Genomic DNA, 12,456 nt, shown 5'->3' with positions numbered 1-12,456 from the left:
TCTAAAATCATTACGTTTGAGGAGGTTCATCATCATGAATCCAGTACCTGCCAGTCAGTCCCGGACTATTCGTACATCGCTTGTCCTACCTCCGGATACAAACCATTATGACAATATCTTTGGCGGAAAAATCCTTGCTTATATCGATGAGGGTGCCGCCGTTGCCGCCATGAAACATTGTAAAATGGCTGTCGTTACCGCTTCTTTTGACTCTGTTGATTTTCTTCATCCCGTAAAGAGAGGCTATGCCATTTCTGTAGAAGCGTTTGTAACCTATACAGGTCGTTCATCGATGGAGATTTTCGCCCAGGTATCATCGGAAAATTTGCAAACAGGAGAAAAGCTGCTAACAGCTACTTCCTTCATTACGATGGTAGCTGTAGATGAACAGGGAAAGAGTGTGCCCGTTCCCCCGGTTTTACCCGAAAGCGAATTTGAAAAGGAGTTGTACCGGACCGCACCTCAACGTCAGGAAATCCGCAAACAGCGAAAAAAAAATATTTGTACCCAACCGAAATAATCAAAAGAGATTGATACCGTTCAACATGCCAATAAGCGGGTAGAATCCTTGCCATCATCGGTTCTTCATTGACCGGGTTTGCTGCAGGTAGTATCCCCGCAGTAAATTACGCTATCCTGGCTGAAATTACTCCAGAAAAAATGCGTAGCAAGGTTTGTGGCTGGAGCGATGCAATGTGTACAGTAGGCATCTTGGTTTCTTCCTTTTTCGCGGTTTTTTGGGCTGCTGATGGAAATTGGACTCGTGCATTTGATGTGTATTATATCAGTGTATTTTCACTGTTTGTTGTGATGTTCCCTACTGCCCCTGGTATTGATTTTCCCGTTGATAAAAGTTCCTGTTCTTTATCTTATTGGTGATATCAGTAACTGCACGACACCAGAGTGCGGTGATTGGATTTCCAAGACAATCCCAAATTGTAAGTTAGTTCGTTTTACCGCGGAGGAATTTGGAGGCCATGACCTCAACCAGACTGCTTATAAGAAGTTTAATGATTCTGTTATGGAATTCCTGAAATAAACCATTTTCGTAATCATCGTAGATCTTACATGCACAACAGCCCATGTTACAGATAGTGGCATTCAAATCTACTGAATGGTATTCTTTCTAATCCCTTTATTCATCAAAAAAGAGGAGTGCCATTACAGCACTCCTCCGCTCTTGATCCTCGAAAGATTCAACAACATTTTGTGTATCGGTTCTTCTTACTTTGTTTCGATGTGTTGTTAAGAGCATTAAATCTCAAGTATATGGTACCGAGTCGTTTCACGATTTCAGGATCGTTATATGAAAAGCACAAGCTCTTTTTCGTATCTAACATAGCAATCCTCTCCAAGGGTTTGTAAAAGCCGGGAGAATCATATACTCCCTGACAATAGGGGTAAAGTTGGATATTTTACAAAGAAGTGCATGATTAGATAAAATTACCCTTCCTAGTCCCTATATTACATCAAGGGTTGTTTCTTCAGGGATTTCTATTTCTCCAGATCCTTGACATGTAATGCATTTTACTATTTCGCCAGAAAAATGAATAAGACCTTGTCCAAAACACTCACGACACATATACATCTTTTCTCCTCCTGTTTAGAAAATATTTTATTAAAGCACCTTACAACTCTTCTCTATGTCTGAAGCAACTCTCACACTCATGACTATAAGATTCTGCTTGCTCTTCAAAATATTCACCGCATTTACCGCACTCTTTTTTCGGTATATTCTTATAAAAATCAAGGTTATCTGTCATCTTTACTCCCTCCATGATTTATTTGAAGAAACAATACGATACAGGTAGCAAAATGCAGCGCTTATGAAAAGGAACAAGATCCAAGTTTTTCTCTGTACAGAAGACAAACCTCTTTGTCACCATTACCCCATTCCTGTTTGCTTTATGCAGATAGAATAAATCTCTTCCCTTTCGTTCTTACTAGCGTACGAGCTTTGGTTTTGGATACGATTTCGTTTTCTTCTCGATAACAATCGATGCAGAGGGTTTTATATTCGTTGGATTCAAATTCTGATAATGTAACATGGCACCCTCTACAATTTTTCTCAGTAAATTTTAAGTCCATTTTTTCTACCCCATCTTTCAGTTTCCATTTTACAGTTTTATCCAAAAAATATTTGATACCACCAGATATATTCCTCCCTTCTTCACATTTCAATTTAATTTGATCGATATATAAAATTATTTTTTCTATAATTAATTACCTATCTATACAAACTCAAATGCAATAAACGTGCCAAACCATAAATTCTAATAAAGACGGTGTTCCACTACTTCATAATACCGGATTGAGTAAGTAGCAAAGAAAAGTCAAAACGGTCCTCAAGTTTTTTTAAAAATAGGTGTTCCCGCACATTCTCCATGATTGAGTTCCTTGAATCTGGGTTTTTGTAACGCTGACATTGGTAAACCACTTATAACATTGCATTTTTGTTATAAGATATCCTTTTTTGCAATAGCAAAAAAGATATAGAAAACAACGGTTATATTTAGGAAATCCTGGAATCCATCTGATTTCATTAAAATTTCACGTTTTCTAGTTCATAATTGTATTCTTTTAAGTAAGTGTTATATAATAATCAATAAGACTGTTATAAACGCAATGGTAAATCCGCTACTATATATATCATTTTCGCTATTGTCATGAAAATAAAAGGGGTCTAAACATTATGATTTGTGAAGAAAAACAGTTGGTATAATTATTGCATGTATACTAATAGTGAAAGGAGGAAGCACTAAATGGCGAATAAAGGAGGGCATTAGAAAGCAATAATAAAAGAAGGACGATATAATACTAATTAATTTAGAGACAAGGCTGTAAAGATAGATTCGCAAATTGGTAATGTTCTATAAGGAAATATTGGATTTCTATCTTAATTTAAGAGAGTGGGGGGAAATAAATGGAAAAGGCGACATTTACAGGTTATTTAAATGGTGTATTCGCGATGATTATGACTTTTTTGACGAGCATTATTCTGGTTGCGCCCGCACCAATTATGACGACAATTGTTGAGGAATCACATTGGAATTTAGGTCAGACTGGGTATTTATTATCTGCAATTTATGCGACAACAGTTATTTCCGTCTTTGTTGGAAGCGTATTTATTGAAAAAATTGGTGCCAAGTGGACTGCGGTCATTTCATTGGCAATGGTAGCAATAGGCGGTGTCATGGCTTTCTTTTCAGGAGACAACTTTGTACTGCACCTGATCGCAAGAGTTATCGTTGGTATTGGTTATGGATTATATTTTCCACTTCCTGGTGTTATCGTGGCACAGTGGATTCCAAGGACACAACAGCCTGCTTGGCTGGGTGCGCGTACTTCGATAAGCACTCTTGGGGTTTCAGCGGGTTTTTACTTTACCCTACCTGTACTTGGTTTTATGCATACCTGGCAGGCTACTCTTGGCTTCTATGGTATTATTACGGCCGTACTTTTCGTTATTTCAATATTCGTTCTCAGAGAACCGAAACGCAGCGAAAAAGCAAATGCTGCAGAACAAGCAGATAGCCAAGTTGGCAAAATGGGTCTAGCGCGGGTCGTAAAGAACAAAATCATCTTGAAGACGTGTGTACTTATAATTGGAGTGGGGATTACTAGCATAGCATTTATGGACTACTTACCTGCTTTTCTTGAGTTGGAACACGGTATGAGCAAAGAAGCCTCTTCCAAGTTGGCTGGCGTCAGCCCAATAGGATCCGCTTCATTTGGCTTTATCTGCGGTTTAATCATGACAGCCCTGGGACGAAGAAAAATAATAGGTCTATCTTCACTAATTCTTATATTTTTCAGTGCGATGTTGATAATATTCATGGACAACTATTATGTTGTTCTAGCAGGCGCATTTCTATTTGGGGTAGGTTCCGTTGGTTATTTTGTATACTACTCAATGATTTCGCTAGATCTTTCGAAATCCGATCCTTCCTTTATTGGTGCAGCGTTTGCAATCATACTTGCATGTGCCTGGTCACCTGCTTTCTTCGTTCCTGCGATTTTCCAGGCGTTGCTTAATCTCGGAATGTCGATGCAGATAGTAATGCTCATTTTTACCATCCCGACACTTGGAAGTATATTCTTACAAATGTTTATTGAGGAGACAGGTCCTAAAGCTAAACAAAAACAAATGCAGGCTGAGACTATTACACGATTGGCAAACTAATTGGCTTGAATTAATTAGCCTAAATACATGTATAGTTTTCTGACTTGTGTAAAATTAATTAATAATACTTCTCCAAAAGGGGAATTATACTGCCTACTAACACATCAAGTTCACAGTCAAAACAAATTTCCAATCTACCGAAAAGATTTATTGATGATATTTTAGATTTTATCCAATAATGTACTGTAATGCAGAAAGCGGCGTTAAGGATTTTGACGCCGCTTTCTTCTGTTTTTCCAAATCATTAACATAGAGGACCATTGGATTTTATGGTAAAATTATGATGTTTGTTGGAACTATAATTAATCTAACGGTGCGGCTTAACTTAAGAAAGCTTTGCATATTCCGGTGTTGGAGGAGTAGTAAACAATGAAACTGAGAGAGGAAGCTATTGAATACTGTTTGAAATTGGAAAACACGTATGAAGATTATCCGTTTCGTGATAAAAATTGGACATTGATGCGGCACAAAGAAAACAAGAAAGTTTTTGCATGGATCTTTCAAAAAGATGAGCATATTTGGATCAATGTAAAGTGTAAACCTGGTCATCTTGATTTCTGGCGTCAAATTTACAATTCTGTAGTACCGGCATACCATCTTAATAAAGAACATTGGAACTCTATTATTCTGGACGGTACCATTCCAGAGGAAGAGATATACGAAATGATAAGACAAAGTTATAATTTAACGAAAGCAAAAAAATGATTTTTTGATACTCCAAGCTTTACAGGAAGCTTCTCTATCGATTTGTTTGATGGAGAATAGCTCTCCACTTTCCAGATATCCCCCCACTTCCCGGTCATATATAAATAAATCAAATAAAAAAAGGAGAGTCGCCTCTCCAATAGATAGGATTATCTGGAGTACTTGTCAAGCCCTTCACAACTATCGAAGTAAGAGTGTTAAACACTCCAGAGACTGGCTTATTAATTAAATAAGCCGGTCTAGCAATATTTAACTTGGCCAAGTCAGCAAATACCTCTTGCTATAATCGCTGCTACCTCTTCGACTGGAACATCCGATAAAAAAATACCTCCAACTGCTTCAACACCAGATTTAAACTTTTCATTCAATAATGAATGATAGTTTTTGCAAGCGCCTTATCACCTGGTCTCTGCCCAATAAAAACAAACACTGAATGAGATCGGGCCCTTGGGTTTCCCCTAATACCGCAGCACGAATCGCCAAATATAAAGAGCGTCCTCGTAATCCTGTCTCTTTATGAATTTCCGTCATGAGTATGGCGATATTTTCTCCGCTCCAAAGGTGTACCTCTTTCACTTTCGAAAAGAAAGCATCTATGATTAACCGGACTTGGTCTTCTTTTAATACTTGAACCGCTTGGTCATTATACTCGATGTCCCTTTTCAATAACGGCTCGGCCAGCTTAGCCAATTCCCCTACATGTGACAAGCGTTCCTGATAAAGAGTAATCAAGTCCCCCATCCACTTCCTATCGAGGGTGTCTGCTGGTAGACCTTGTTCCTTTAAAATTGGAATGGCTAGATCTATTAATCTTTTTTGATCCGCTTGTTTGATATAGTAGTGATTCATCCAATCCAACTTTGCTTTATCAAAAATCGCCCCGGATTTTTGGATTCGATCGTGTGAGAAAGCTTGAATCAATTCTTGGTCTGTAAAAAGTTCTTTCTCTCCTCCTGGTGACCATCCGAGCAAAGCGAGAAAATTATTCATTGCTTCCGGAAGAAAGCCCAATGAACGATACTGCTCAATAAACTGAATAATCGACTCATCCCGTTTGGAAAGTTTTTTTCCGCTCGGTTTTAAAATCAACGGCAAATGTCCAAACCGCGGCTTTTCCCAACCAAAAGCATCATAAATCAAGAGCTGCCGAGGCGTATTTGAAATGTGTTCCTCTCCTCGTATCACGTGAGTAATTTCCATTAGGTGATCATCCACCGCAACCGCAAAATTATAAGTAGGGATCCCATCGGATTTCACCACAATAAAATCTCCAATCTCATCCGATTGAAAGTGCATCCGCCCCCGAACTTCATCACAGAAGGCGATGGTTTGACCTTCCGGAACATGAAATCGAATCGTTTTGGAACGCCCTTCCTGCTCGAAGATGCTTTTTTGAGCAGGAGTTAAATGCCAGCAATGTCCATTATATTTTGGGGTTTGATTATGCAGGAGGGATTCTTCCCGTTGAGCTTGCAGATCTTCTTCCGTGCAGTAGCAAGGGTAAGCCTTCCCCTCCGCGAGCAGCTGATCTACGTATCTTCTATAGATATCCAAACGCTCCATACAGCGATAAGGACCGTACTCTCCCCCGATATCCGGACCTTCGTCCCAATCCAACCCCAACCATTTCAGGTTTTCCAAAAACCCAATATCCGCTCTATCCACGTTTCGTGTTTGATCCGTATCCTCAATCCGAATAATGAACTTTCCTCCATACTTTTTAGCCAATAAGTGATTATACAATGCGGTGCGAGCACCACCTAAGTGTAAATGCCCTGTTGGACTGGGTGCAAAACGGACACGTATAGACAAATTCTCCATCCCCTTTAAATTGATCATTGGTTTTGTTCCATTTCAGCTTTTATTAAAGAATCAATTTGAAAACTTTGTTATACGATAAATTGCTGTATAGATACTTTAAGATCCTCTGCCATTCGTGTTAATTGCTTCGCTGCTGAGGAAATTTCCTCCATTGCCGCATTTTGCTCCTGTGCTGAAGCAGCCACATTTTGAGTGTTCTCTACGGTTTGATGGGAAAGGGTGTATATTTCTTCAACGTATGTTACTATGGTCTGCGAACCATCATTTATCTGTTTGACAATGGCCGATAAACCCTCAGATTGAGCTGAGATTTCAGAAATCATATAGTTAATATCTCGGAACAACTCTCCTGCTTGTTCGACTTTAATGCTCCCATCAGTTCCATTTTGCATGGATTGTACAGCTTGTAAAATTCCTGCCTGAATTTCCACAATATGATGGCCAATTTCTTTGCTTGCGAGATTAGATTGTTCAGCTAATTTCCTTATTTCATCAGCAACAACAGCAAATCCTCGCCCATGCTCTCCTGCTCGTGCGGCTTCTATTGCTGCATTTAAAGCAAGTAGGTTGGTTTGGTTAGATAAATTTGTAATTATAGAGACGATACGTCCAATCTTTTTGGACTTTTCCCCCAAGGGATATACCATTTCTGCTGCGGTTTTGGATGTATATTCAATCACACTCATCTGCTCTAATGCATTATCAATAGCATGGTTTCCTGCTATGGCCTTTTGATTCGCTGTGCTTGCGTACTCAGCTGACTTTTGAATAGCAGCTGTGGTTTGACTCATACCCTCAGCAATTTCAGCTATAGAATGTTTCGCATTCTCTAGTTGTGTATTTTGTCCATCACTTCTTGTTGCTACTTCCTGGATTGCAAAAGAGATTTGTTCAGTTGCTTTTCCGGTTTCTTCAGCACCTGCCAATAGTTGTTCACAAGAAGCCGCTACCTGATCTGTTAAATTCGTAACTTGTGAAATCATGGACCGAAAATTCTGGTTCATGGTATTAAAGGATTGAGCCATTTGACCAAACTCATCTTCACTATCTACAGCTGCTTGCTGGATAAGATTTCCTTTCGCCATTTCAAGCAGCAATCCATTGATTGTTATTATTCTTCTAGAAAGATATTTTGTGAACAAGTAGATTGTAAACACAATGATAACAAGACCGATCAAACTGATGAAAATGAGTCTGCTTAATAATTCATTAATGGGTCCCATAAGATCTAATTCAGGAACTACCAAAATTAATTTCCAATGAGTAGAAGGTAATGTCATAAAGTAGACGATATTCTTCCCCTTCTCTGTACTAAATTCTCCTGTACCTTGGGTTTTATTTAATATATCTTTACCCAAAGTAGATAAGGAGGAATTAGGATGCTCTGTTATCTTTGTTTTCATGATGAGTTCTGTATCAGGACCGGCAATATAAGTCCCTTTTTGCTCTAGTAGAAATGCCCAACCAGAACTCCCTACCTTAATATCACTTATTAAATTCTGGATATATTCTAGGGTAACATCCCCAACAACTACACCTGAGAAATTTCCCTTTTGATCAAAAAACGGAGAAACGGCCGTTACCAAGGTCATATTTATGGTTCCATCATAAAATGGATCAGTAAATAAGGGTACCGAGGTTTGCTTTATTGTTTTGCCAAGTTGATACCACTCTTGGTTCGGATAATCAAAGGAGGGACTATTAAACTCTTGAGTGATTTCGATGGCACCTTGATTCCGGTACGCATAAGTAGAAAAATAAATAGTACCTCTCTTATACTTTTCAGGTTCAAAGTTAACCCCTAAACCGAGAGTATTTTCATTCGCTACTAGAGAATTCTTCAAAATAGATTGATATTGTTCAAGCGAATAAAAAGTAGAAATCGGTTCTATAGCTTTTGCCAACGATTGTAATAGTTTACTATGTGCAAGCAAGTGATTTTCTGTCTTGCTCAAAACGGACTCAGCTTGTTTCTGCATCGTTTGGTGAATTTGTTGAGTCAATAGATTTTTAGACTGAAGATAAGCGAGACTCACTAAGACAATGAGGAGAATACTTAAGATGGGAATCATAAGAATCATGATTTTCATTTGAATACTTTTAAGCCTCACTTTATCCACATCCACTCTCTATAATGTTTACTCAATTTTAATACTCTGATTTTTCATCCTAAAAAAAGAGGGAGCTAACGCTCCCTCAAACTGGGATGGAGATGAAAACCTCTTCCACTTGTTAGGAGAAGTAGAGTGTTAAACACTCCATAAACCTGCTTATATCAAATAATATAAGCAAGTTTAGCAGGGATTAACTAGACGAGATCAGCCAAAACTTCTTCAATAACGTCCAAAGCTTCAATTAATTGATCATCCGTAATGACCAATGGAGATAGGAAGCGCAGTACGTTACCGTACAATCCGGCACTTAATACGATCACTCCTCGGCGGTAGCATTCTTGAACAGCCCGTGCCGTTAACTCTTTATTCGGCTCCTTCGTTGCTTGATCTTTCACTAATTCCACTGCGCACATCGCACCTAATCCTCTGACTTCTCCAATGAATGGGAATCGGTCCTTCATCTTCTCGAAACGGGATATAATCGTCTGGCCGATGACCTGTGCTCTGTCCAGAAGCCCCTCTTCTTCCATCATCTCAATGACCTTAAGAGCTGATACACACCCTAATGGACTTCCCCCATAGGTTCCGCCAATTTCACCTGGCGCTGCCGAATCCATAATGTCTGCTCTTCCCGTTACGGCACTGATAGGCAGACCTGCCGCAATCGATTTAGACATGGTCATCATATCCGGCACGATATCAAAATGCTCCATCGCAAACATTTTCCCTGTCCGCCCAAATCCGGTCTGGATTTCATCGGCAATAAATAAGATGCCGTATTTCTCACATACTTTTTTCACCCCTTGTACAAATGTCTTTGAAGGAACAACAAATCCACCTTCCCCTTGTACAGGCTCCATGATGATCGCCGCTACCTCTTCTGCAGGTACCTCGGATAAGAAAAACTCCTCTAATTGATTTAATACAAGCTGGTCGAGCTCCTCCGTGCTTACACCTAGTGGTGCCCGGTAATAATACGGATATCGCATTTTATAGGTATCCGGTGCAAATGGCCCGAAGCCGGACTTATACGGCTTGACTTTGCTAGTCAAAGACATCGCTAATAAGGTTCGTCCATGGAATCCACGGTCAAAGGAGATAATCGCCTTTCTACCGGTAAATTTTCGAGCTAATTTCACTGCATTTTCTACGGCTTCTGCTCCGCTATTCAAAAAGAATGTCTTCTTCGCATGGGACCCCGGCGTAATTTGATTTAACTTCTCCGCCAAGTTAATATAAGGTTCATACATCATCACATTAAAACCGGGATGAATATAATTTTGGATCTGTTCAATAAGGGCTTCAACCACTTTGGGCGGACAATGGCCGGCATTCAATGTCCCGATGGCTCCTGCAAGATCAATAAAGGTATTACCGTCAACATCGGTAAGAAGTGCGCCTTCTCCTTTGGCAGCAAAAGACGGAACTGAATTGGATACGCCCTGAGGGACATTTGTCTTTCTCTTTTCCAACAACGCGGAGGCTTTCGGTCCAGGAATGGAGATGGTTAAATTAATATATCTTCCAGCTGTTTTTTTCATTTTTTCTACCCCTTTTCATAGATTATTGCTATTTCTTAAAACATACCAATTTCATTTCTGTCATTTCTTCTATGGCGTATTTCAAACCTTCACGTCCGACCCCACTTTCTTTGACCCCGCCATAAGGCATGTGATCGACACGAAAGGTTGGGATATCATTGATCATAACCCCACCCACTTCTAATGACTCTGCTGCTTGTAAGGCTGTTGCCACGCTCGGGGTGTAAATCCCCGCCTGTAGGCCGTATCGGGAGTCATTTACATATTCAATCGCCTCTTGTACGCTGGAGACTTTATTAATCAATACAATCGGAGCAAAGACTTCCTGACAAGAAACCTTTGCTTTCGGACTTACATTGAGTAGAACCGTTGGCTGTAGAATATTCCCTTGTGCAGCACCGCCAATAGCAACCGCTGCACCTGATTGTTTGGCCTCCTCAATCCATTGTAGAGAGCGTTCGACATCCTTAGGACTGATTAACGCCGAAACGTCCGTTTCAGGATCAAGCGGATTTCCAAGTCTTAATGTTTGGGTTTGCGCCACAAACTTCTCCACAAACGAATCATAAAGCTCTTCGTGAACATACACCCTTTGCAAGGAAATGCAAACCTGGCCAGCAAATGCGAACGCACCCGTCACGGCTCGAGGGATGATCGAATCGATATCCACTCCCTGATCCACAATAAGAGCTGAATTTGAACCGAGTTCAAGCGTGACTTTTTTCAGTCCGGCTTTATTTCTGATCCCGATACCAACAGCTGGGCTGCCGGTAAAAGTAATCACTTTTACCCGTGGGTCTTGAATTAATTGTTCTCCTACCTTACTGCCGCTTCCCGTTACCACATTCAAAGCTCCATTAGGCAGTCCGGCTTTTTTCAATAACTCTGCCAGATACAGGGAAGTCAAAGGCGTTTGCGTTGCAGGTTTTAACACAATCGTATTTCCTGCTGCAATGGCAGGCCCCACTTTATGCGCAACCAGGTTCATCGGAAAATTAAATGGAGTAATCGCCGCTACCACTCCTAAGGATTGACGAATCGTAAAGGCCACCCGATCTTCCCCACCTGGGGCTGCATCCATCGGAATGGTTTCGCCATGAATGCGCCTCGCTTCTTCAGCTGCAAATTTGTAGGTCATGATGGTCCGTGCAACTTCCCCTTTTGCCGTTGTCCAAGGCTTCGCTGCCTCCAGTGCAATGAGACGAGCACATTCATCTTGATTTTCTTCCAGCAGTCTGACTAGGTTCTCCAATATAGTTGCCCGTTGATGTGCCGGCATTTTGGCCATTAATGTCTTTGCATTTTCCGCTGCTTCAATGGCCATTTCCACTTCGAATTCATTGGCAAAAGGAATTTCTGCAATTTGTTCCCCGTTATATGGACTATACAGAGCATGGTACTGTTTTGCTTCTATCCATTCCCCATTAATAAACAGATGTTTTTTCATATCATTTGACCTCACATTCCATATTCATTCATAATTAAAAAGGTAGATACTATGATGTTCAAAAGGGAAATTTACTAGAATCACAACTTCGTTACTGAATAATAAGTAAAATAACTAGCTATTTCACATCATCCCTTTTTCTACAGAACCCCGAGGTAAAACCTTAGATCGCATATTATCCTGCTAAAGAACGCTCCACAATCTCCGCAATATCCAAAGTTTTTACTTGTCCTTCCACTTGTTTGGCTTTGGTTCCATCACTCATCATGGTTAAGCAATAAGGACAGTTGCTTCCAATCGTCGTTGGACTTAGTCGAAGGGCTTGCTCTGTTCGTTCAATGTTAATCCGTTTCCCTTGGGTCTCTTCCATCCACATATTGCCGCCACCAGCTCCGCAGCACATGGCATCCTGCTTGTTTCTCTCCATTTCCAACACATTGACTCCAGGAATGGATTTTAAGATTTGTCGTGGAATATCAAAAATGTTATTATATCGGCCGATATAGCAAGAATCGTGATAGGCAATTGCTTCTTTTACCTCTTTAGTAGGTTGGATACGACCTTCTTGGATTAACTTGAAGATGACTTCAGTATGATGATACACTTCCGCTTCTAAGCCAAATTCCGGATATTCATGCTTGAAGG

12 protein-coding genes are annotated in these 12,456 nt (G+C 40.2%); 4 read left to right on the top strand and 8 right to left on the bottom strand.

Annotated elements, in window-relative coordinates; all coding sequences use genetic code 11:
• Positions 1-34 precede the first annotated feature (34 nt).
• On the top strand, positions 35-520 hold the full coding sequence (locus tag ABLT31_RS32415; RefSeq protein WP_367759520.1) for an acyl-CoA thioesterase: 486 nt from the start codon (positions 35-37) through the stop codon (positions 518-520).
• Between the two features lie 44 nt (positions 521-564).
• Positions 565-879, top strand: coding sequence for an MFS transporter (locus ABLT31_RS32410; protein WP_367759588.1), 315 nt, complete (start codon positions 565-567; stop codon positions 877-879).
• Positions 880-1,459: 580 nt separating this feature from the next.
• Here the strand turns inward: ABLT31_RS32410 and ABLT31_RS32405 are convergent.
• The 3 genes from ABLT31_RS32405 to ABLT31_RS32395 all read right to left on the bottom strand — a co-directional run bounded on the left by ABLT31_RS32405 (position 1,460) and on the right by ABLT31_RS32395 (position 2,181).
• Complete coding sequence (locus ABLT31_RS32405; RefSeq protein ID WP_367759518.1) at positions 1,460-1,588, bottom strand: hypothetical protein; 129 nt, start codon at positions 1,586-1,588, stop codon at positions 1,460-1,462.
• Positions 1,589-1,628: 40 nt separating this feature from the next.
• The gene (yhfH, locus tag ABLT31_RS32400) at positions 1,629-1,763 is read right to left on the bottom strand and encodes a protein YhfH (protein WP_367759516.1); all 135 of its coding nucleotides are present in this window, start codon (positions 1,761-1,763) and stop codon (positions 1,629-1,631) included.
• A gap of 142 nt (positions 1,764-1,905) precedes the next feature.
• Positions 1,906-2,181, bottom strand: a complete 276-nt coding sequence (locus ABLT31_RS32395; RefSeq protein ID WP_367759514.1) for a hypothetical protein — start codon at positions 2,179-2,181, stop codon at positions 1,906-1,908.
• 742 nt (positions 2,182-2,923) lie between these two features.
• Between ABLT31_RS32395 and ABLT31_RS32390 the strand changes: the two genes are divergently transcribed.
• Positions 2,924-4,183: an MFS transporter gene (locus ABLT31_RS32390; RefSeq protein ID WP_367759512.1), complete on the top strand. Its 1,260-nt coding sequence runs from the start codon at positions 2,924-2,926 to the stop codon at positions 4,181-4,183.
• 369 nt (positions 4,184-4,552) lie between these two features.
• Complete coding sequence (locus ABLT31_RS32385; RefSeq protein WP_367759510.1) at positions 4,553-4,888, top strand: MmcQ/YjbR family DNA-binding protein; 336 nt, start codon at positions 4,553-4,555, stop codon at positions 4,886-4,888.
• A 360-nt stretch (positions 4,889-5,248) separates the two neighbouring features.
• On the opposite strand, the gene gltX is transcribed toward ABLT31_RS32385, so the two are convergent.
• The 5 genes from gltX to ABLT31_RS32360 form a co-directional block, all read right to left on the bottom strand.
• A complete protein-coding gene (gltX, locus tag ABLT31_RS32380) occupies positions 5,249-6,700 on the bottom strand; it encodes a glutamate--tRNA ligase (protein ID WP_367759508.1) in 1,452 nt (483 codons plus the stop codon).
• 77 nt (positions 6,701-6,777) lie between these two features.
• On the bottom strand, positions 6,778-8,835 hold the full coding sequence (locus tag ABLT31_RS32375) for a methyl-accepting chemotaxis protein (RefSeq protein ID WP_367759506.1): 2,058 nt from the start codon (positions 8,833-8,835) through the stop codon (positions 6,778-6,780).
• A gap of 182 nt (positions 8,836-9,017) precedes the next feature.
• Positions 9,018-10,364 (bottom strand): 4-aminobutyrate--2-oxoglutarate transaminase, encoded by a 1,347-nt coding sequence (gene gabT, locus ABLT31_RS32370; RefSeq protein WP_367759504.1) that lies wholly within the window; start codon positions 10,362-10,364, stop codon positions 9,018-9,020.
• A 28-nt stretch (positions 10,365-10,392) separates the two neighbouring features.
• A complete protein-coding gene (locus tag ABLT31_RS32365) occupies positions 10,393-11,811 on the bottom strand; it encodes an aldehyde dehydrogenase family protein (protein WP_367759502.1) in 1,419 nt (472 codons plus the stop codon).
• Positions 11,812-11,986: 175 nt separating this feature from the next.
• A partial coding sequence (locus ABLT31_RS32360) for a (Fe-S)-binding protein (RefSeq protein ID WP_367759500.1) occupies positions 11,987-12,456 on the bottom strand: 470 nt, incomplete at its 5' end.

The organism is Ammoniphilus soli (genome assembly GCF_040813775.1).
Note: the sequence above shows the minus strand (reverse complement) of the source record. Positions and strands in the feature narration are given on the sequence as shown.

What these genes read in the sequence shown, in the direction of transcription:
- ABLT31_RS32415 (WP_367759520.1), top strand. Translation starts at nt 35, where the DNA reads ATGAATCCAGTACCTGCCAGTCAGTCCCGGACTATTCGTACATCGCTT.
- ABLT31_RS32405 (WP_367759518.1), bottom strand. Translation starts at nt 1,588, where the DNA reads ATGTATATGTGTCGTGAGTGTTTTGGACAAGGTCTTATTCATTTTTCT.
- yhfH (WP_367759516.1), bottom strand. Translation starts at nt 1,763, where the DNA reads ATGACAGATAACCTTGATTTTTATAAGAATATACCGAAAAAAGAGTGC.
- ABLT31_RS32390 (WP_367759512.1), top strand. Translation starts at nt 2,924, where the DNA reads ATGGAAAAGGCGACATTTACAGGTTATTTAAATGGTGTATTCGCGATG.
- ABLT31_RS32385 (WP_367759510.1), top strand. Translation starts at nt 4,553, where the DNA reads ATGAAACTGAGAGAGGAAGCTATTGAATACTGTTTGAAATTGGAAAAC.
- gabT (WP_367759504.1), bottom strand. Translation starts at nt 10,364, where the DNA reads ATGAAAAAAACAGCTGGAAGATATATTAATTTAACCATCTCCATTCCT.
- ABLT31_RS32365 (WP_367759502.1), bottom strand. Translation starts at nt 11,811, where the DNA reads ATGAAAAAACATCTGTTTATTAATGGGGAATGGATAGAAGCAAAACAG.